Source organism: Thiothrix subterranea, assembly GCF_016772315.1.
GTDB classification, from domain to species: Bacteria; Pseudomonadota; Gammaproteobacteria; order Thiotrichales; family Thiotrichaceae; genus Thiothrix; species Thiothrix subterranea.
Window position 1 is genome coordinate 2,914,497 of sequence record NZ_CP053482.1, and the last position, 20,488, is coordinate 2,934,984.

Consider the following 20,488-nt stretch of genomic DNA (forward strand, 5'->3'; position numbering starts at 1 on the left):
ATAAATAGAACTACATGATAGCGCGTTGAAAGTGTCTATAACATGAATTTCTTTAAGCGCTGCTGGCTGCCAGTTCTGTGACCCAATCATCCACCGTTTTGGCTTTGCTGCTAAAGTTGATGCCTAACAGCACTTTAGGGCGTGGATCAGTACGATACGCGCCTGCATAGTCCTTGTCTTTTATCTGCTTGAGCGCGGTTTTGGCATTTTTATTGAGCTTGAATTCGATAATGTAGATGTGCGTGGGGGTTTTGACTACGCAATCAATGCGCCCGGTGCTGTCGTTGACTTCGGCTTCGGTGTATTGCCCCAGATAGAAAAACACCAGATAAATCAGGCTGTGGTAGTAGGCTTCGGCTTCTTTGATGAAAATTTGCGAGGGGATTTTTTTGAAGATGCTTTTGATGATGTCGATGACTTGTTCAAGGTCATTGGCTTGGAATGCCTTGTGTAAATGCACAACCAAGGGGGTGCCGAGTGCGGTTTGCTCATGCCGCAGGTTGCTGATCATGTATTCCAGTAGGGCTTCTTTGACTTCAGCGTTAGGGTAGTCGAGGCGGTAGAGGTTGTGTTCGTCGATACCTTTGATCGTCAAATAGCCGGTTTGGAATAAGATTGGCAAGGTTTCCAGATATTCAATGTCGTAACTGGAAAAGGCGCGTTCGCTCAGTTCGAGGTTGTCGAATTGATAGAGCCAGTCGCGCCGCATCAGTTTGATCAAGAACGTGGGCGTGCCGGATTCAAACCAGAAGTTGCGAAACGCATTGGCGCTGAAAAAACTGAGGATGGAATACGGGTTGTAGACGAAGTTTTCGTTATCCCACGAGTAGCCGTTGTACCAGCGGCGTAGTTTTTCCAGCAATTCTGCACGGCTGAGTTTCAGACGTTGTTCAGCGGCAGGGAAATAGGGGGCGAAATAATGTTCCAGCTCGGCTTGGGTGTAGCCGACTAGGGTGGCGGCTTTGTGGTCTAAGGTTAGGTCGTAGAGGTTGTTCAGGTCGGAAAATACCGAGACTTTGCTGAATTTAGAAACACCCGTGATGAGTAGAAATTCCAGATAGGGGTCGCTGTCTTTGATGACCGAGTAAAAGGTTTTCATCACCTGTTGATTGGTTCGAGCTTGTGGGATGTCATCGAGGTAGTCAATCAGCGGCTTGTCGTATTCGTCGATGAGTAGGACAACTTTTTTGCCGTGTTGTCGTGCTAGCTGCTCCAACAGTTGGCGAAACATCAACGCGATGCTGGCTTGCTGTGGGAATGTTATACCTCCTATTGCCCCGATCTTGTTCAGTTCTTGGCGGATAGCTTGTTCTAAGCCAATTTCTCGATAACCAATACTGCTAAAAGATAGGTGTACCACCGGATGCTTGTTATCCCAATCCCATTGGTTTTCAATCCATAAACCTTTGAACAGGTCGCGTTTGCCGCTGAAAATGGCATTGAGGGTGGAGAGTGTCAGCGATTTTCCGAAGCGGCGCGGGCGCGAGAGGAAGTAGTATTTGCCGCTGGCAATCAGGCGGTGGATGGCTTCGGTTTTGTCGATGTATAGGTAGTCCTTGCCGATGATTTCTTCAAAGGTTTGGATGCCGACGGGGAGTTTTTGCAACATGGGAAGTCCGCTGTGGAAAGTGCATGGGAAAAGCATAGCACAGTTCTTGCGGTACGGTTTTGGGTGGTCTGCTACACTTGTTTTGTCGTCATCATTTATGGTCGTTGTCATGCAGGACAAGTACGTTAATCCCTTTACCGATTTTGGTTTTAAGAAGCTGTTCGGGGAAGAACCACACAAGGAGCTGTTGATCAGTTTTCTTAATACTTTATTGCCTGAAAAACACCAGATTCAGGATTTGCAATATACCCGTAATGAACAGCAAGGGGCGAGCATTCTCGACCGTAAAGCTATTTTCGATTTGAGCTGTGTTAGCTTGACGGGTGAGCGCTTCATTGTCGAATTGCAGAAAGCCAAACAGAATTATTTTAAAGACCGTAGCTTGTATTACGCCACCTTTCCGATTCAGGAGCAGGCGCAACGGGGGGATTGGGATTACAAGCTGGCGGCGGTGTATACGGTTGGTATTCTGGACTTTACGTTTGAGGAAGATCGGGAAGCAGCAGAAAAGCCAGTGATGCATTTTATTCAGCTCAAGAATCAGAGCGGGCATGTTTTTTACGATAAATTAACTTTCATTTATCTGACGTTGCCGTATTTTCAGAAGACACTGACGGAGTTGCAAACGGATCAGGATAAGTGGTTTTACATTTTTAAGCATTTACACGAATTGCAGGAAATTCCGCCCGTATTGCAGGGTGCAGTTTTTCTCAAACTGTTTGAAGCGGCACAGATTGCTTGTTTCAATCCGGCGGAGCGCCAAGCCTACGAAGACAGCCTTAAATATTACCGTGATCTCAAAAATGTGACGGACACCGCGCGGGAAGAAGGCTGGGAAGAGGGACGAGAGGAGGGACGCGAAGAAGGTATCAGCATCGGGGTTGAGCGTGGTAAACAGGAGGAGCAACGCAAGGTTATTCTTGCTTTGTCTGCCAAGGGTTTGGATGCGGCATTTATCGCTGATACGTTGAATCTATCGGTCGATTTTGTGCAGCAAGTGATGGCGGAGTAGTCGTCGGAAGTTGGGCGTGGACGACGAGATCAGAGTGGCGTTCTTCGACTGAGGAGTTGCTTGCTGGTGATGTCTTTGGTTTGCATCGCTTGAGTTTAGCAGCAGGACATCAGCATTCTAGCCTTGCCCTGCTGAGCGGTTGGTATTAGCGGTTGGCTGCTACTTTGGGTAATTGATTGGTACGGAGCCGCTGTTTTAGGCAGCGTTGCCGTGGTGCAAACCAAACTGGACACGAAAATCGGTTGCCTTGACCGTTGGGGCAAGCTTTCCGGCTTGCTTGTGCAACTCGACCACGCCGTAACGTTCTAGGGTTTTTAATGTGCGTGACAGGTTGGGTTTTTTGCGGTGGGAAAGTTGTTCTAGTTCGCTTAGGGACTGGGGTTGATGGCGTATGATTAAATCCAGCAATGCTTGGTTTTCATCGCTCAATACTTGCGCCATGGATTTTACAGACTCAAACCATATTTTAGGTTCATCGGGTAGCGGTTGATAGTCACCTTTGGCGATGGCGATAGTACGTTGGATGTAATCCAGTCGTGACATAATGCCGATATTGAGAATTTTGTTTGTCATGTTTATGCCTCGCCCATCTAGCCGTTGTCCATTGGAAATATCTCACCATTCAGCAAGAGCAAGGTTTCTAAACCTTTATCCTCATTGTGTTGCTGTGTGGGCATGGCGAATCGTCCTTGGGTTATGATTGGATGATAACAGTATAAGCGTACAGATCGCAATTTTTAGTGCTTGAGCAGCAGATTGGCGAGGTCGGCTGCCATGCGTTTGAGGAGTTGCTTTCTGGTGATGTCTTTGGTTTGCATCGCTTGAGTTTAGCAGCAGGACATGGGCATTCTAGCCTTGCCCTGCTGAGCGGTTGGCTTTTTAGCCATTAGTGGCGACATTCGATAAACGCCACGGGTCGATGTCTAATGTGCCAACGGGTTGTTCGGTGGCTTTATCCCATACCCATAGCACGTCTTTCTCTTTGCCAACCAGTGGTAGATAAGCGTAATCGTTGGTGGTCTTACCGTGTTTAGCGATAAATACCTCCAGTTTTTGATTACTTTCTGGCGTACTGCTGAGTTGTTGTGCTGTTAAACCCTTTTGCATAACCTTGTTGGCAAATTTATCGAAAGGTTCATAATACTCTGGGCGTGCATCAATGTCAGGTTTGCCTTCTAATACTTCAAAAATGAGCCGCTCTTTTTCTGACGGATCAGTGGGCGGTTGGCTATATACCGTAATGGGCTTCCACCAGCCAGAGGCTTGTAAATCGGTGTGTTTGGCATCCAATGGGTTAACATCTGCGATATTGATTAAGGTGAAACGATCAACCGTGTAGGCGATATAAGCGGGATGACCTTGGTGAATGGTGTACATGCCGTAGCCTAGTGCGGCGATTTGTACTATACCAATAAAGGCTAAATCCATAGCTAGTTTTGGTTTTTTTGGTCTGTAAATGATGAATGTTAACAATGGGCCTAAAATCAAATCGACGCTCACCAATATTAACAGAATTGATAATATTCCCGATATTTGTAGAAACGGCGATGGATACCAAATCAACAGTGCAAATCCTGCGAAACAACTGACAACAATGGCGCTAATGAGTAAATGAAGCAGTGATGCTTTAAGTTTTGTAATCAACATACGATGCCTCCTATTATGTTATTCATCAAAAAAATTATTACTTGAAGTTTTATTGTTATTTCTGATTTTCCCATCAACCCAAAATCTTGGTTCTAACCTATTAGATAAGCTATGATCATTTGATAGCTTTTGCCATTGCATGATGGTTATCAGGGAAAGCGATAGCGGTATGATAATCAAGAAATAGGCTACTGTTTTTGGTATTTTTACCCAATCATTAGATTGGGACCATTGTCGCCACAATGAAAAGCCAATCCCCACAATAACTGCCATGTATAATAAACTGACTGGCATGACGATAATGCCATCTACTAAACTGGCTGACATCGCGGAACTTGTGGCTGCCGTAATGGGAAGTGCTAATGATTCACGGTGTTCGGGTGATTTTTTGATAGCATTCCGCCACTGAAAATTAGCACAAAAAAGTGACAGAAAAATAACAGTTGCAAAAGGAATTCCCCATTCTGCGGCTAATTGCAAAGGGAAGTTGTGAGGGTGTGCAACTTTATCTAAAACGCCCTCCATTGCTGTCATCATTGGACCAATTCCCATTAATGGATGATTTATAATTATTGTGAGTGTATCCTGCCAGATGACTATTCTACCACTAGAATTCATGAAATCACGATTGGTCGTACTATCGAGTGCGGCGCTATTATCCAATCCAATTAACGCGGGCAATAAATATATCAATAAAAAATAGCCTAATAAGCCAATCAATCCAGTGAAGAGCACTCCCTTTGTATAACTAATCCAAAGTCTAGGTGTAAACCATGCTACGGCAATAATGCTAAATAGAATACCAAGAATAAATGCGCGTGTGCCGCTCATTAATACTAATATCCAACTAGCAATAACGATGGAGAGTAGCAGTTTTCGGTATTTTTCTTTGGTGTCGATATAGGCGTAAGCTAATATGAATGGAAGTGTCCAGCTCAAGAATTGCGCATAAAATCGAATATTTGAAAACCCATCAATTACATTCCAAACATCTAATTTGTCTTGGCTGACAATAATAAAACTATAGTTAAGAAAGCTTCTTATAATATAAAGAGCTTGTGCTAAGGCAAATGTTAATGCCAAAAGTCTTATTGTGAGGTGATTATCATCATAATTAGTAGTCATGATCGTAATGGCTAATATCGTAAATAAAAAGAGCTCGATAACAGACCACTCAATAGATAAGGAATTTAATGTGATTATACCTCCCCATATAAACAAAAAACAAAACACAATAGTTAATATCTTTGGTTGTTTCTTTATCTTGATGAGGTTGTAAATGCTGATGATGCTCAGTGCAAAGACCATGATCAAACGTTGTGAGTCATGATAGGAGCTTGACATTGAGAATGGCAGTAGACTGGCGCCAGTCAAAAATATCAGAAAAAGCCAATGTTGACTTTTAAGAGGGTGCGTTATTATGCTTGTATTTCTTATTATTGTAAGCATGATACATCAAAGTTTATAGAATTAATATAATTAAGAGCCAGAGCGACAAGATGATGGACGGTAAATTTGTTCTAATGTACCACCTGTACACGTAAAATCAATGTTACCTACTATAGCAGAAAAATCAAAGACTAATGTGCTGCCATTTGCATAACTACTCATATTTTCAAATGTAATGACAATGTTAGCATGGTCTGCATCCTCTCTTGTGTAAATAGCATTGCTGATAAATTTGGAGGAAATCATACTATTTTCCGTAGCATCAATAATAGTAGCATTGTCATCTGGCATTGTGCCTTTCCCGAAATAGGATTCCCACATGGTAATCTTTGCACTGCCCGCAAATTGCATGGCCTCAGCAGTCTTGGCGCGGATGCTATAGGTTTGGTAAGCAGGCAAAGCAATTGCAGCAAGGATTCCAATGATGGTAACAATGATCATTAACTCAATAAGGGTGAAACCACGCTCTTTTTTATTGTTATTATTTTTCATGACTATTGCTTTGCTAATGTTAAAAGAAACAAACCCGTACTAGACGGGTTTGTTTTAAGCTTAAGCTATCAAGATATTAGCTACCATTACGGCATTGAGCTGGACGATATTTTTGATCCAAAGTGCCATTGACACAAGTCATATCTAACTTTTCAGCACTACCAACATAGTCAAATATTAGTGTGTCAGTGTTGGCTTGTGTTCCAACATTCTCAAGTGTGACAGTCCATAAGGATACATCGGCACTCGTCTTAGTATATGCCGCCGTACTGATATATTTTGATGCTTCCATTGATGCTTTAGTTTTGACAACGATGTCATTAGTAGATTCAGGCATTGTACCGCGAGCATAGTAATCTTCTGCGAGTGTGGTTTTTGCTGCTGCTCCAAAGCCCATGGTTTCAGAGACTTTTGCACGGATGGTGTAATCTTGATACGCAGGCAGTGCAATCGCAGCCAAAATGCCGATGATGGCAACGACGATCATCAATTCGATTAAGGTGAAACCCGCTTGTGCGTTAGATTTCATTGTTCTCATACTCATTTGAATCATTCCTTATTGTTAGGATTAGTTAGGAGCTTGGTTAATGTCCTCAGACGTAAGGAGTAATGCAGGAGACGTGCCAACTGCCATTTGGGTGTTAGCGGTTGGTTTTCTGGGATGATCGGTGGTTTTGCGGAGGGGGTTGTCAGAATGTGACAGGCAGGTAGGAGGAATGTGACAGAGGGGAGGTTTTGATGTATTATGTAACTACGTTTTCGTAAGGGGATAGAGATGGAGTTCCAGTTCACTTGGCGTAAAGATAAGGAAGAACGCAACTTGCGCAAGCACCATCTCAGTTTTGAGAAAGCTCAGCAGGCATTTTTTGACCCATTGCATGTTTCCATTCAAGATAGGGTGGTGGATGGTGAAGAGCGGTGGCAGACATTGGGTATGGTGGATGGTCGAGCACTGCTGTTAGTTGCACACACATTATGGGAAGGTGATGTGATACACGTTCACATCATATCGGCACGAAAGGCTACCAAGCATGAAAGGAGATTTTATGAATACCAAAGCGGATAAAGAATGGGAATATCTGGTAAATATGCCTGATGAAGAAATTGACTTCAGCGATATTCCAGAAACCACCGAAGCCATGTGGAAAAATGCCGTGGTTGGCAAATTTTACCGTCCGATCAAGAAACAAGTCACGGTGCGGATTGATGCAGACATTCTGGCATGGCTGCAATCCAGCGGCGCAGGCTACCAAACGCGGCTAAACCAAGTGCTCCGCCAGGCAATGCAGCAGGCAGCGTAGGCAGATGAGCAAATAGCGATCCAAGGCGCTAGTCGCAATGCCAGATGAGGCAATTGAACAAATCAGCTCTACCAATGCATAATCGGCTTACAAATTCACTATCCATTGCTATACTGTATAACGTTTACTTGATGGATGAGATATTATGCAAACAGCAACCGTTTCCCCAAAATTTCAGGTGGTCATACCTCGTATGATTCGCGAGCCGATGGGCATACAGCCGGGGCAGAAAATGCAGGTATTGCGTTATGGCAATCGCATTGAACTAATTCCATTTAAGGTGGCGCGGCAGTTACGCGGCTTCCTACGTGGAATTAATACCAGTATTGAACGTGAGGGCGACCGCGTATGAAAGTTGTCGATTCTTCTGGCTGGTTAGAATATCTTGCCGATAGCAACAACGCAGACGCTTTTGCGGCTGCTATCGAAAACACCGATGAATTAGTTGTACCCAGTATCAGTGTATTTGAGGTGTTTAAGCGAATTTTGCAGCAACAAGGTGAAGATGCGGCTTTACAGGCAGTTGCCATCATGGTGCAGGGTAATGTTGTTGATCTAGATGTTTCATTGGCACTGTCTGCCGCAAAATTGTCGCATGAAAAGAAGCTGCCAATGGCTGATAGCATTATTTTGGCAACTGCCCGTGCAAATGGAGCGGAACTATTGACACAGGATAATGATTTTGAAGGTATCGATGGTGTGCAGTATTTCAAAAAGTCAGTTTAAGCCACATTTTAGTCAAACCGCACATCATCATAAAAATCCGCCAAACAACACGTCAACCCAATGCTATTCAAGGTCAAGTTTGCCTCAGCACCGCTGCGCGTCATGAGCACCCATTCATCCTCATTCTGGCGGCGGAACAGTTCCACATAATACTTGCGGGGGTCAATCAGCAAATATTCCTGCAAACTCGCCAGTTTGCGGTAGCTGATGAATTTACTGCCCCGGTCTTTATCCTCGGTTGAAGGAGAAAGCACCTCGATAATCAGCTTGGGGTGATGTTTGGCATAATCCCGTTCCGCCAATTGATCGGAAGGCTCGCACGTTACCATCACATCAGGGTAGAAAAAGGTATCATCTGCCGCAATGCGTACCTTCATATCCGCAATATACGTGCTGCACCCAGAGCCGCGCAGGTGCATTTTGATTAATGCGTAAGCATTGCCGCTGACTTTAACATGCCGGTCAGAAGCTCCCGCCATCGCGTAAACTTCGCCGCGAACGTATTCTGATTTCTCAATGGCAAATTGCTCACCTTCCAAATATTCTTCAGGCGTGAGGTAATTGTCTTGCAGTAGTGCGTAACCCATGTGCGAATCTCCTGTGCCGATGCCATTGATAATAGCGTATCTGAACACATAACGTCACTTAGCCCTCATCCAACCCATACTTCTGAATCCGATAACGCAATTGCCGGAACGACATCCCCAACACTTCCGCCGCCTTAGTGCGATTCCAGCGCGTCTGCTCCAACGCCCGCAAAATCAAATCGCGCTCCGCCTCCTCATCCACCGGATTCCACGCCGGTAACGCCTCCGCATCCCCTCTACTTTTTTTCTCTTTTTCTTCAAGCCCCTCGCCCCTTGAGGGAGAGGGGTTGGGGAGAGGGGTAACGGCGCAAGCCGTCATGTTTGCTTCCACCGGCAACTGCAAATCATCCGGCTGAATCGTATTGTTATCACACAACGTACTCGCCCGCTCCAGCACGTTTTCCAGCTCGCGCACATTCCCCGGAAACCCATACGCCCCCAACTCTTGCCGCGCCGCAGGCGACAACCGAATCGGTGGCATCTGCCAACGTTCCGCAATTTTCTGCAAGAAAAAGTCCGCCAACAGCAAAATATCCTCCTGACGTTCGCGCAGCGGTGGCACTTTCAACTTGATCACATTCAGGCGGTAATACAAATCCTGCCGGAAATGCCCCGCCGCGACTTCGTGTTCTAAACTCTTGTGCGTTGCACTGAGAATCCGCACATCCACCGGAATTTCTTCCAAGCCCCCCACGGGTTTAACCGCGCCTTCCTGAATAGCCCGCAGTAATTTGACCTGCATGGTCAACGGCAAATCCGCGACTTCATCCAAAAACAACGTGCCTTTGTGCGCTGCTTGAAACAGCCCCTGCTTATCCGCCATTGCCCCGGTAAAGCTGCCTTTTTTGTGTCCGAAAAATTCGCTTTCCATCAGATTTTCAGGAATCGCCCCGCAGTTGACCGGCACAAACGGTGCTTTGACGCGCGAACCTTGCTGGTGAATCTGGTGCGCGACCAATTCCTTACCGCTGCCCGATTCGCCGTGGATGTACACTGGCGCTTGGCTACGTGCCAGTTTGTGGATGGTGGCTTTGAGTTGCTGCATCGCCGGAGAATTTCCCAAAATACTATTGCTGTGGGTGTCGCTGCCCGCTTCTTCGTCGCTGGGTTGACGCCCCTTTCCAGCGGAAAGCTTGAGCGCGGTTTGAATCAATTCGCGCAGTTTCGGCAAATCCACGGGTTTAGAGACGAAATCGTAAGCGCCCGCTTTAAGCGCCTCCACCGCCGTATCCATGCTGCCAAACGCCGTAATCACTGCGACCGGAATATGCGGGTGATTTTTTTGCAGGTAACGCACAATGTCGATGCCGCTACCATCGGGCAATTTCATATCGGTCAGGCACAAATGCGGGTGGTAATTTTCGATCTGGCTGAGGGCATTTTCCACATTGCCAGCGGTGATGGTATCCAGCCCCATGCGTAACAGGGTGATTTCCAACAGTTCACGAATGTCAGGTTCATCATCAATGATGAGTACGGTTTGTTCAGTCATTTATAATTATCTTATGGTTTTAGCGATGATGCGCAAACACCAAGCGGAAACAGCTTCCACCGGACGCTAACGCAACATAGTCCAAGGTTGCGCCATTGGTCAAGCACAGTTCGCGTGACATGAATAAACCCAAGCCTGTGCCTTGGGTGCTGGTGGTGAAAAACGGTTCAAATAGGCGTTGGCGTTGCGCTTCGGTCATGCCGCGCCCGTTATCCATCACATTGAGCATAATGTCGCGGGTATGCGTCGGGTTGCCGCCGTGAATGTCGATTTGTAAATACTTGGGGTCATCGTGTGCGTATTTGTAGGCGTTGCTGCACAAATTCCAAATGATTTGGTGCAAGTGCGCCGGGTCAAATTCAATCACGGTGTCCGCCGGTTCGATGAATAAGTTCATCTGATCAATGCGCAATTTGTTTTGCAGCAGAAAATCTTTGCGGAATTCGTGTAACCACAATTTGAGCGCGAGGCGTTCGCGGTTGGGCGTTTTTTTGCGGGAGAGGTTGAGCACGCTTTCGATGGTCAGATTCATGCGGCGGGCATTGGATTGGATGATTTGCAGCAAACGTACATCGGCTTTATCCAGATTTTGGGATTCGCTCATGAGTTGCGCGGCGTGGCTGATTGCGCCTAAAGGATTGCGGATTTCATGCGCAATACTGGCGGTGAGCTGACCGAGAGAGGCGAGTTTGGCGCTTTGCAATTTTTCGCGTTGTTCGGTGGTGTCTTCCAGATTGATCATGGTAGCGCGGCGCGATTGATTCCCCAGTTGGGAAAACCGCGCCCGCATTTCGGTGGTGTTTTGATGGCGCACATCAAAGCTGGCAATACGCGGGCAAATGGTGTGCAGCCAATGTTGCAGATGATGATCGAGTTCCGGGGCGAATTGCTGCAAAGGTTTACTGCGCCAGTTGCCGGGTTGCCCTAGCATGTCCCACGCGGATTCGTTCATGTGGCGGATTGCGCCGGAGCCTTCCACCACCACAATGCCGGATTCGAGTTTGTCGAGAATCGACTGGTTGAGTTGCGAGAGGTTAGCAAGATCAACGCCGCGCCGTTGAGCTAATGACGCGACTGCGCTGGCTTTGCGAATCCAGCGATTGCTGGCGAGGCTGATCAACAGGATGAACAAGGCAATCAAGCCGCTGTGCATGACGCCGCTGGTGTCGGATTCATTTTGACTTTGCAGCCAGATTTGCATGGCGACCAATGCGATGCCTGTCAACGTCGCCAATAGCAGCGATACATGACCGGGGTTGCCAAGGTGAGGAATCAGGACGGGGATCAGCAATAAAATGCCAAAGCCCGCACCAATGCCACCGCTGGAATACAACAAGCCTAGCAAGATGGCAATGTCGAGGATGACAAACAGCACGGTTTGCACCGGCAAATCCGGCCATTGAAAATACGAAGCGAGATTGCTGAAAACGGCCACTAGCAGATAAGTGCCAGTGAGCCAAACAAAGAGGCCGGGGTCATGTTGCCCCAATTTGACATTGCTGTAATCCAGCACCAACGAGACTAATAATGCACCCGCCAGTGTAAAGCGGTAGACATGGTAGAGGCGTAGTAAATTCCAAGGGTCTTCGTGTAAAAAGACCGGGATTAGCTTTTCGTCAAGTGTTGTTGCGCGTGTTCCAGGCTGCAAAAGTGTTTCCCCCCTTGGGAAATCGCTTCAGGCGCCGGGACATGCAGGCCGCAGTGTTCGCAGCGTACCATGCGGGTATTTGTTGTGATTTTCCCGGACGATTGTTGGTGTTGTTGTTTCAGGCTTTGCCTACGTTGCCAAGATTTTAACAGAAGGAAACCGACTACCAGCAAAACAAGGATAAAAATAATGCGGGACATGATGTGTTACAGCCTTTTCAGGTATAGTCTTTGACTTAACTACCTTAACGTTTTATGACACCGTGCAAAAGAAAAATCAGACATTACGCATCGCTTTAGCCCAATTAAATGTATGTGTGGGTGATGTGCAAAATAATCTTCGTCAGGTACAGGCCGCTATCCGTCAAGCACGGGAACAGCAGGCTGACTTGATTGTCTTCCCAGAGCTGGTCTTGGCGGGGTATCCGCCGGAAGATTTGCTGTTTCGCCCCGACTTTTTGGCGCAAATGCAGGCAGGCGTGGAAACCTTGGCAGCAGAAACCGCTGGCATTACTGTGATTGTGGGTGTGCCGTTGCGTCGCGGTGCGGTGTTGCAAAACATGGCGTGTGTGTTGCGCGATGGGCAGATTCTGGCGGAATACAGCAAGCAATGTTTGCCCAATTACCGCGTTTTTGATGAAAAACGTTATTTTACGCCGGGTACGCAATCGCTGGTAGTGGACGTGGCGGGCGTTAAGGTCGGCATCCTGATTTGCGAGGATATTTGGGAGGATGCGCCTGCTCAAGCGGCGGTGGCAGCGGGAGCGGACGTGCTGTGTGTGTTGAATGCGTCGCCGTTTAGTTACGATAAGCAGGCGCAACGGGCAGCCTTGTTGCAACGGCAGGCGTCGAGCAATCAATGTCCGTTGGCGTATGTGAATCTGGTCGGTGGGCAGGATGAGCTGGTGTTCGATGGCGATTCGATGCTGCTGGATGCGGCGGGAAATATCGTGTTTCGGGCAAAGGCGTTTGCGGCAGGCGTGTTTGTTGAAGAGTGGGATATTACCACCTCCCCCGTAGGGGCGACCGGCCGGTCGCCCCTACCCTCATTATCTGACATTACACCGGTTATTTACCAAGCCCTGACCACCGGTATCCGCGATTATGTCCACAAAAACGGGTTTTCCAGTGTGCTGCTGGGCCTATCGGGTGGCATAGATTCCGCCTTGGTGCTGGCGTTAGCAGTGGATGCCTTGGGCGCAGAAAATGTCGAGGCGGTGATGATGCCGTTTCATTACACATCCGGCATGAGTTTGGAGGATGCGCAACAGCAAGCCGCGTGGCTGGGAGTGCGTTACCGCAATATACCGATTGCGTCGATTTACGACAGTTTCACGGCTTCGTTAGCGCCGGAGTTTGGGGAGCGCCCGGTGGATGTGACCGAGCAGAATTTGCAGGCGCGGATTCGCGGGGTATTGCTCATGTCGCTGTCGAATAAGTTGGGCAGTTTGTTGCTGTCTACCAGCAATAAGAGCGAGAGCGCGGTGGGTTATGCCACCTTGTATGGCGATATGGCGGGGGCATTTTCACCGCTGAAAGATGTGTACAAGCTGCAAGTGTATGCGCTGGCGGAATACCGGAATACCTTGGGGCAGGCGATTCCGCAGCGGGTGATTGAGCGCCCGCCTTCCGCTGAACTTGCGCCGGGGCAAGTGGATCAGGATTCGTTGCCACCGTATGCGGTATTGGATGCGATTTTGCGGCGTTTCATCGAAGGTGATGAGGTGCTTGAGGATATTATTGCCAGTGGATTCGATGCGGCAACCGTGCGCCGCGTGGTGAATCTGGTACTATTGAGCGAATACAAACGGCGGCAAGCAGCACCGGGCGTGCGCATCAGCGGGCGTGGCTTTGGTAAGGATTGGCGTTACCCGATTACCTCTGCTTGGCGTAAAAATTTACCTTTCAACCCCCCAAAGGAGTGAGCATGAAGCTGATTCAGGCGATTATTAAACCGTTCAAACTGGACGATGTGCGCGAAGCCTTGACCGAAATCGGTGTGACCGGGATGACGGCGATTGAGGTGAAGGGTTTCGGGCGGCAAAAAGGTCATACCGAGTTGTACCGTGGCGCGGAATACGTGGTAGATTTTCTGCCCAAAGTGAAGCTGGAAATCGTGGTCAAGGAAGAAGACGTGGAGTCGGCGATTGAAGCGATTCAAAAAGCAGCACACACCGGCAAGATTGGCGATGGCAAGATTTTCGTGTTGCCGGTTGAGCAGGCTATTCGTATCCGTACCGGTGAAAGCGGGCGGGATGCGGTATAAATAACCTGCCGCGTCGTCTGGAGCTGATCGAGGGTTCACAGACGCAATGCTTGCAGCGGGTGCAATGCTTGCTGCCTGCGGAAGGCGAGGTGTTTTGGCTGACAGGGAATGCGATCAAGAAAGCGCATACCCTATTGGGGCAAGAGTGTGATGCGCTGGTGTTTGATGCGCATAGTGGCTTTGATGTGAATGCGTTTGCGGCGGTCAGTGGCACGTTGCGCGGTGGCGGGACGTTGTTTTTGTTGATACCGCCGTTGGATGCGTGGGCGGCTTTTCCTGACCCCGATTATCGGCGGTTTATTCCTTATCCTTATCAACCGGAAGACGTGCAGGGGCGGTTTTTGCAGCGCTTGGTGCGGTTGTTGGATGGAAAAGAGGGCGAATGCCATTCGCCCCTACAAAGACCCTCCCTTGTAGGGGCGAATGGCGTTCGCCCTCTTCAATGCAAGCAATCAATAGCCATACAAACCATCGTCCATTCCATTTCCCCAGTGGTATTAACGGCGGATCGAGGGCGCGGCAAATCGGCTGCGTTGGGCATGGCTGCCAGCCAGTTGATGGCGGCAGGCAAAAAGGTGTTGCTTACCTCACCTTCCCGCGCCACCGTCGCAACTGTTTTCAAACACGCGGAAAATCCCCCTCCATTTTTTGCACCTGATGACCTGCTGCAAACCTTGCCACAAGGCGATGTGTTGTTGGTGGATGAGGCAGCGGCGATTCCTGTGCCGCTGTTGTTGAAAATGCTGGAACATTACCCGTGTTGCGTGTTTTCCACTACCTTGCACGGGTATGAGGGGAGCGGACGTGGGTTTGCATTGCGTTTTCAGAAAGAATTGGAGGCGCGTGTTGCGGGTTGGCAAGCAGTGCGGTTACACACGCCGATCCGTTGGGCGGAAAACGACCCACTGGAGTGCTTCATCAATCGGGCGCTATTGCTGGATGCGGATGTGGAAGCGGGCGTATGCAATACGCCCCTACATCCTTTTTACCGTCAATTAAACCGAGACGAACTTGCCCACAACGAACCCTTACTCCGCCAACTGTTCGGCCTACTCATCACCGCCCACTACCAAACGCGCCCTTCCGATCTGCGCCAGATGTTGGATGCACCCGACATTTCCATCCATATCCTCGAACAGCAAGGCGTAATCTTGGCAGTCGCCTTACTGTCCCGCGAAGGTGGTTTTGATGCGGAATTGACCGCCGCGATTCACGCCGGAACGCGCCGCCCCCACGGACACCCCATCCCGCAAACCCTCACTTTTCACGCGAAAATCCCCGGTGCGGCAACCTTGATTTGTGAACGAGTGATGCGGATTGCAGTGCATCCTGACTGGCAAAATCACGGTCTGGGTGCGCACTTGCTGGAACATCTGTTAGGATTCGCCACCCACAGCGGGGCAGATTACATGGGGGTCAGTTACGCCATGACTCCGCCATTGCTGCGCTTTTGGGAACGTGCCGGATTTGTATTGGCACGGGTCGGGTTTCGCAAAGATACCGCCAGCGGCAGCCGTTCGGTGGTGCAAGTGAAAGCCTTGAGTGCGGCGGCAGCGTTATTGTTCAAAGGGTTATGAGCGTGGAAAAAGTTTTAGTGAGTGGGCAGCGGTTTCTTGCCCTCGATGCCTTGCGCGGTTTGGCGGCATTGTGGGTGGTGTATTTTCATGTCTACGGTGGCTTGGGTTATCTGGCGGTGGATTTCTTTTTGGTGTTGAGCGGTTTTATCCTCGCGCACCGTTATTTGTACCGTGACAAGCCCACTAGCGCGGCGGTGTTTATTAGCCATCGGATTGCGCGTTTGTATCCGTTGCATCTTTACACGCTGTTTGTGTTTGTGTTGGTGCATTGGTTGATGTATTGGACAATGCCGGGCTTTCCTGATGGTGCATTGTTTACGTTTGTGCAGCATTTGACCCTGACGCATAACATTGGTCTGAGTCCACAGGGGTTGACCTGGAATTATCCTAGCTGGTCGGTATCGGTGGAGTTTTGGGTCAATATTCTGTTTATTTTTCTGATTTCTCGTAACACCTCCAGTGGCCTGTTATTTTTATTGAGCACGTTTGGTCTGGTGAGTTTGTTGAAGTTGCACGGTAATTTGAATGCGCAGGCGGAGACATACCTCAGTATTATTAATGCGGGGATGTTGCGGGGAATGGCATCGTTTTTATTGGGTATTTTGGCTTACCGGGTGTACCTGTTTTACCGCGAGGATTGGCGAGTAGCACGGTATGCGGTTTGGTTGGAAGGGGCTTGTGTATTGGCGGTCGTCGGCATTCTCTGGAGTCGCACTGGGGATTCAGTGGGGATGGATGTTTTCGTGCCGTATCTGGCGCTGTTGATGGTAGCCATTTTCGCGTTTGAGCAGGGATGGTTGTCGCGTGGTTTGCGTAAACTGGCTTATTTGGGAGAGATTTCGTATTCGGTTTACCTGAATCATTTGGTCGTCCTCATGATTTTTCGGCACTTCGCTTTGCAACACGGTTGGGATAAGCCAATGATTTTGAGCTTAACGTTGGTGACAGTGTTGGTGTATTCGCACTTTACCCACCGTTATTTGGAAATCCCGTTGGGTAAGCGTTTGCGCTGGGGGTTGGAAGGGTTGATTTCCAAACCCCCAGCACCGGTATCAGTGCACCGTCCACTCGACTAAGCCGGTGTACGCGGTGATCAAGACAATGACCCCGAACGCAATTCGATACCACGCAAACACGGTGAAGTCGTGGTGGCTGACGTAGCGAATTAACGCCCGTACCGCGATCATGGCACTGATGAAGGAAAAGATGAAGCCGACAATCCATGCCCCGATGTCATCAAAACTCAGCAAATCGCGTGCTTTATACATGGTGTATATGGACGCGATGCCTAACGTGGGTACGGCAAGGAAAAAGGAAAATTCTGCCGCCGCCTGACGCGATAGCCCAAAAAACAAGCCGCCGATAATGGTTGCCCCCGAACGTGACGTACCCGGAATCAAGGCTACCGCTTGCGCCAATCCTAATTTAAGGGCATCCAATGGCTTGATGTCATCAACGGTGGCAATGGTGACGGTATGTTGACGTTTTTCAGCCCACAAAATCACAAATGCGCCCAAAATGAAGGCAATGGCAACCGGTACGGGTTTAAACAAGTGCTCTTTAATCACATCACCAAACAGCAAGCCCAGAATCGCCAAGGGTAAAAAGGCAATCGCCAGATTAATAATCAAACGGTTAGCAAGCGGATCACGCCCCAAACCGGCAAACGTGCTGACAAAGCGAATGCGGTATTCCCACACCACCGCCAGAATTGCGCCTAATTGAATCGCAACTTCAAACACGCCGCGTTTGTCGTGATCCATAAAGTTCATCAAGTCACCCGCGAGAATCAGGTGTCCGGTGCTGGAAACAGGCAAAAACTCGGTTGCGCCTTCCACTAGCCCCATGACAGCGGCTTTCAGCAGTAAAATAAAATCCATAAATGTCCTTTGGTGTGTATTTAGTCGTGAGATTATAAGCGATGTTGCTGGCTACCCAATCGAAAACCTTGCAGTTCTGGCGTAAACCCCCGACTAAATGCCATGACCTTGAAACGTTCGCCCATTTCGGCGGGCAGGCTTAAGGTACGTACTTGTTGGGCGAGGTGGTATTGCTTAGCGGGGTTGGCTTCCAGCGCTTGCATGAATACAGCTTCCAAGCCGCTATTGGCGAGGAACATCGCTTGGGTGGTGTAGCCTGCCAATTCCAAACCCGCGTCCAGCCCCGCATTTGCCACCGCAGTGAAGTCGACGCTGGCGGTAATGTCTTGCAAACCGGGGTAAATCAGTGGGTTGGCGTGTACACGGTGTTGGTAATGGCAAAGCAACGTGCCTGCGGTGCGTTCCGGGCGGTAATAATCAGCGTGTTCGTAACCGTAGTCGATTAGCAGCAAGACGCCAGCGGCGAGGGTATCTGCCATGCTGCGCATCCAAGCGGGCAGGGCGGGGTTGAATTCGGAGGTGTAGGAAGAACCCCTCACCCCCAGCCCCTCTCCCTCAAGGGGCGAGGGGAGTAAGAGTTTTTGCACCGCACTAGGTAATTTTTCTCTTAGCCCCTCTCCCCTTGAGGGAGAGGGGTTGGGGTGAGGGGTAAAGGCGAAGCCTTGATCTGCGATGGTTACATCAACAGGAAACGGCACTCCATTTGTGACGGTAAACAGTTCCACTGGCATCGCATCCAGCACCTCGTTGCCGACGATCACGCCGCGCAGTGGAGTTGCAGGCAAACGATCCAACCATTCCACCCGCGCCAGCAAGTGCGGCACGTGTTGTTGCAAGGTTTGGCGTTGGCGGTCGCGTAATTCGGGGCTGAGATCCAGTATCAGGTAATGGTCAGGCAAGCAGCCGATGTTTTCCAAATGTGCCAGCATATCCGCCGCCATAATGCCGCTACCCGCACCCAATTCTAGTATGTCGCCGCCGCCAAGTTCGGTCAGCACTTGCGCACATTGGTTGGCAAGGCATTGCGAGAACAGCGGGGAAATTTCCGGTGCGGTGATGAAATCGCCAGTCTTACCGATTTTGTGCAAACCTGCCACGTAGTAGCCCAAGCCCGGTTCGTAGAGCGCCATTTGCATGAAATCGTGGAAGGAAATGCTGCCACCGTTGCGTTCAATGGCGGCGCGGATGCGTTGGGCGAGTTGTTCGCTGTGGGCTAATGCCTCGGCGGAAGGTGTGGGTAATGTGTCGGTAAAGCGCATGTCAGGTTATGATGGTGGAAAACATAAAGCTTAACAGAAGGTATGGCATGGCGACATTACAAGGTAAAGTAGCACTACTCACAGGCGCAGCCCGGCGCATCGGTGCGGAGATTGCCCGCACGCTCCACAGCGCAGGTGCAACCGTCGTCATCCACTACCGCAATTCCGCCGCTGATGCCGAACAACTGCAAGCCGAATTAAACGCGCAACGCAAAAACGCCTGCTTTTTAGTGCGCGGTGATTTACTTGACATCGCCAGCATCCCCAACTTAATCACGCAAACTCTTGAACAAGCGGGCAGATTAGATATTTTGGTAAACAACGCCTCATCGTTTTACCCCACCCCCTTAGCTACCGTGACCGAACAACAGTTTGATGACCTGATCGGCACCAATCTGAAAGCGCCGCTCTTCATGGCACAAGCCGCCGCGCCGCATTTACAAGCCAATCACGGCTGCATAATCAATATGGTCGATATTCACGGAATGCGCCCCTTACAAGGTTACGCCGCCTATTGCACTGCCAAAGCCGGTTTGTTGATGTTAACCCAAGTGCTGGCACGCGAATTAGGGCCGAATGTGCGGGTGAATGGCATTGCCCCTGGCGCGATCTTGTGGCCGGAAATGCCCGCTAATCACGCCATGCACGCCGAAATTCTGGCAAAAACGGCCTTGAAACGTGAAGGCAGCCCCGCTGATATTGCCAAAACTGTGCTATTTCTGGTGCGCGATGCGGATTACATTACCGGGCAAATCATCCCCGTCGATGGAGGGCGCTTGCTCAACCATTAGCACTGTACTCAGGCGGCGTACAAATGCCCCGGATTCAATTTCAATTTGGTGGGTTTGTGGAGAATTTCCAGCAATACCATGACCCGTTCTTCACCATCATATTGTTGGAAAATTGCTTCCAAGCCCCGGAAAGGGCCTTCGGTAATGATGACTTTATCGCCGGTATGGTAGCGATCAAGGTCAATGGAACGTTCGCCGAATAACGCTTCCTGCTCTTTCAAGCCGATAATGAGTTCGTCTGGCACACAGGCTGGTTCTAATCCAAAACGTACAAAGTTGCTGATGCCGGTGGTGGAGCGAATCGGTGCCCAATTGTCATTCACGCCTTTATCCAGGTGGATGAACATATAACGCGGGAACAGTGATTCGATTTTGGTGATGGCTTTACCCCGCTGGGTGCGCAAGCGTTTCGCCAGTGGGCGGTAAACGTCGTAACCTTGATTGCGCAGATGAAATTCTGCCACTTCATCCTTGTGCGGTCTGCTCGTCAGCAAAAACCAGTTTCTAGCTGTGTTGACACTCATATCTGATACCTTTAGTAAGCCCGACTAAACCTTTCGTCAACGCTACACTTGCTAAATCCCCAAGATTCACAAGTATCTTCACGTTACATTCTTTTGAGTCTATTCGATATACTGTTAAGTTCAACCCCTATTGCAATAGAAAATTTCTATCAATCTCGCAATGTTATTAATGAAAGCTGAATAGACAAGGGCAAGTTACATGGTAAATCATCAAGATAGGTTGATTAGT

General features: G+C 49.1%; 23 protein-coding genes. 10 read left to right on the forward strand and 13 right to left on the reverse strand.

What is annotated here, in order from left to right; all coding sequences use genetic code 11:
• Positions 1-52: 52 nt before the first annotated feature.
• Positions 53-1,609, reverse strand: coding sequence for a PD-(D/E)XK nuclease domain-containing ATP-binding protein (locus HMY34_RS14460; RefSeq protein WP_202716155.1), 1,557 nt, complete (start codon positions 1,607-1,609; stop codon positions 53-55).
• A 109-nt stretch (positions 1,610-1,718) separates the two neighbouring features.
• Here HMY34_RS14460 and HMY34_RS14465 point away from each other — a divergent pair, with 109 nt between their 5' ends.
• Entirely contained in the window at positions 1,719-2,621 is a 903-nt protein-coding gene (locus HMY34_RS14465) for an Rpn family recombination-promoting nuclease/putative transposase (RefSeq protein ID WP_202716156.1), read from the forward strand.
• 195 nt (positions 2,622-2,816) lie between these two features.
• On the opposite strand, the gene HMY34_RS14470 is transcribed toward HMY34_RS14465, so the two are convergent.
• The 5 genes from HMY34_RS14470 to HMY34_RS14490 all read right to left on the reverse strand — a co-directional run bounded on the left by HMY34_RS14470 (position 2,817) and on the right by HMY34_RS14490 (position 6,753).
• Positions 2,817-3,194: an HVO_A0114 family putative DNA-binding protein gene (locus HMY34_RS14470; RefSeq protein ID WP_202716157.1), complete on the reverse strand. Its 378-nt coding sequence runs from the start codon at positions 3,192-3,194 to the stop codon at positions 2,817-2,819.
• 306 nt (positions 3,195-3,500) lie between these two features.
• Positions 3,501-4,268: a TfpX/TfpZ family type IV pilin accessory protein gene (tfpZ, locus tag HMY34_RS14475; RefSeq protein WP_202716158.1), complete on the reverse strand. Its 768-nt coding sequence runs from the start codon at positions 4,266-4,268 to the stop codon at positions 3,501-3,503.
• Between the two features lie 18 nt (positions 4,269-4,286).
• On the reverse strand, positions 4,287-5,393 hold the full coding sequence (locus HMY34_RS14480) for an O-antigen ligase family protein (protein WP_202716159.1): 1,107 nt from the start codon (positions 5,391-5,393) through the stop codon (positions 4,287-4,289).
• A gap of 354 nt (positions 5,394-5,747) precedes the next feature.
• Positions 5,748-6,209 (reverse strand): pilin, encoded by a 462-nt coding sequence (locus HMY34_RS14485; protein WP_202716160.1) that lies wholly within the window; start codon positions 6,207-6,209, stop codon positions 5,748-5,750.
• A 76-nt stretch (positions 6,210-6,285) separates the two neighbouring features.
• Positions 6,286-6,753 carry a pilin gene (locus HMY34_RS14490; RefSeq protein WP_323127443.1) on the reverse strand — a complete coding sequence of 156 codons (468 nt, stop codon included), beginning with the start codon at positions 6,751-6,753 and terminating at the stop codon, positions 6,286-6,288.
• 231 nt (positions 6,754-6,984) lie between these two features.
• On the opposite strand from HMY34_RS14490, the gene HMY34_RS14495 reads away from it, so the two are divergent.
• From HMY34_RS14495 to HMY34_RS14510, 4 genes are all read left to right on the forward strand, one after another.
• Positions 6,985-7,275, forward strand: a complete 291-nt coding sequence (locus HMY34_RS14495) for a BrnT family toxin (protein WP_202716161.1) — start codon at positions 6,985-6,987, stop codon at positions 7,273-7,275.
• Complete coding sequence (locus HMY34_RS14500; protein WP_228287871.1) at positions 7,256-7,510, forward strand: BrnA antitoxin family protein; 255 nt, start codon at positions 7,256-7,258, stop codon at positions 7,508-7,510. Before HMY34_RS14495 ends, HMY34_RS14500 begins: the two co-directional genes overlap by 20 nt.
• Before the next feature lie 145 nt (positions 7,511-7,655).
• Positions 7,656-7,862 carry an AbrB/MazE/SpoVT family DNA-binding domain-containing protein gene (locus HMY34_RS14505; protein ID WP_202716163.1) on the forward strand — a complete coding sequence of 69 codons (207 nt, stop codon included), beginning with the start codon at positions 7,656-7,658 and terminating at the stop codon, positions 7,860-7,862.
• On the forward strand, positions 7,859-8,236 hold the full coding sequence (locus tag HMY34_RS14510) for a type II toxin-antitoxin system VapC family toxin (RefSeq protein WP_202716164.1): 378 nt from the start codon (positions 7,859-7,861) through the stop codon (positions 8,234-8,236). Before HMY34_RS14505 ends, HMY34_RS14510 begins: the two co-directional genes overlap by 4 nt.
• A gap of 8 nt (positions 8,237-8,244) precedes the next feature.
• On the opposite strand, the gene HMY34_RS14515 is transcribed toward HMY34_RS14510, so the two are convergent.
• From HMY34_RS14515 to HMY34_RS20580, 4 genes are read right to left on the reverse strand one after another with little or no spacing between them, the layout of a single operon-like run.
• Positions 8,245-8,823 carry a Uma2 family endonuclease gene (locus HMY34_RS14515; protein ID WP_202716165.1) on the reverse strand — a complete coding sequence of 193 codons (579 nt, stop codon included), beginning with the start codon at positions 8,821-8,823 and terminating at the stop codon, positions 8,245-8,247.
• Between the two features lie 58 nt (positions 8,824-8,881).
• A complete protein-coding gene (locus tag HMY34_RS14520) occupies positions 8,882-10,315 on the reverse strand; it encodes a sigma-54-dependent transcriptional regulator (protein ID WP_202716166.1) in 1,434 nt (477 codons plus the stop codon).
• 19 nt (positions 10,316-10,334) lie between these two features.
• A complete protein-coding gene (locus HMY34_RS14525) occupies positions 10,335-11,963 on the reverse strand; it encodes a two-component system sensor histidine kinase NtrB (protein WP_202716167.1) in 1,629 nt (542 codons plus the stop codon).
• On the reverse strand, positions 11,921-12,163 hold the full coding sequence (locus HMY34_RS20580) for a PP0621 family protein (RefSeq protein WP_407701833.1): 243 nt from the start codon (positions 12,161-12,163) through the stop codon (positions 11,921-11,923). The genes HMY34_RS14525 and HMY34_RS20580 overlap by 43 nt, the downstream gene beginning before the upstream one ends.
• Before the next feature lie 116 nt (positions 12,164-12,279).
• Here HMY34_RS20580 and HMY34_RS14530 point away from each other — a divergent pair, with 116 nt between their 5' ends.
• From HMY34_RS14530 to HMY34_RS14545, 4 genes are read left to right on the forward strand one after another with little or no spacing between them, the layout of a single operon-like run.
• The gene (locus tag HMY34_RS14530; protein ID WP_266096958.1) at positions 12,280-13,887 is read left to right on the forward strand and encodes an NAD+ synthase; all 1,608 of its coding nucleotides are present in this window, start codon (positions 12,280-12,282) and stop codon (positions 13,885-13,887) included.
• 2 nt (positions 13,888-13,889) lie between these two features.
• Positions 13,890-14,228: a P-II family nitrogen regulator gene (locus HMY34_RS14535; RefSeq protein ID WP_202716169.1), complete on the forward strand. Its 339-nt coding sequence runs from the start codon at positions 13,890-13,892 to the stop codon at positions 14,226-14,228.
• Between the two features lie 23 nt (positions 14,229-14,251).
• Positions 14,252-15,805 (forward strand): tRNA(Met) cytidine acetyltransferase TmcA, encoded by a 1,554-nt coding sequence (locus tag HMY34_RS14540; protein WP_503663875.1) that lies wholly within the window; start codon positions 14,252-14,254, stop codon positions 15,803-15,805.
• 2 nt (positions 15,806-15,807) lie between these two features.
• Complete coding sequence (locus tag HMY34_RS14545) at positions 15,808-16,881, forward strand: acyltransferase family protein (RefSeq protein WP_202716170.1); 1,074 nt, start codon at positions 15,808-15,810, stop codon at positions 16,879-16,881.
• Here HMY34_RS14545 and HMY34_RS14550 read toward each other — a convergent pair.
• Positions 16,858-17,685, reverse strand: a complete 828-nt coding sequence (locus tag HMY34_RS14550; RefSeq protein WP_202716171.1) for an undecaprenyl-diphosphate phosphatase — start codon at positions 17,683-17,685, stop codon at positions 16,858-16,860. The two genes, HMY34_RS14545 and HMY34_RS14550, sit on opposite strands and share 24 nt — an antisense overlap.
• A 32-nt stretch (positions 17,686-17,717) precedes the next feature.
• Positions 17,718-18,944, reverse strand: a complete 1,227-nt coding sequence (locus HMY34_RS14555; protein ID WP_202716172.1) for a class I SAM-dependent methyltransferase — start codon at positions 18,942-18,944, stop codon at positions 17,718-17,720.
• A 47-nt stretch (positions 18,945-18,991) separates the two neighbouring features.
• Between HMY34_RS14555 and HMY34_RS14560 the strand changes: the two genes are divergently transcribed.
• The gene (locus HMY34_RS14560; protein ID WP_202716173.1) at positions 18,992-19,735 is read left to right on the forward strand and encodes a pteridine reductase; all 744 of its coding nucleotides are present in this window, start codon (positions 18,992-18,994) and stop codon (positions 19,733-19,735) included.
• Between the two features lie 8 nt (positions 19,736-19,743).
• On the opposite strand, the gene rfaH is transcribed toward HMY34_RS14560, so the two are convergent.
• Positions 19,744-20,259: a transcription/translation regulatory transformer protein RfaH gene (gene rfaH, locus HMY34_RS14565; RefSeq protein ID WP_202716174.1), complete on the reverse strand. Its 516-nt coding sequence runs from the start codon at positions 20,257-20,259 to the stop codon at positions 19,744-19,746.
• Between the last annotated feature and the right edge of the window lie 229 nt (positions 20,260-20,488).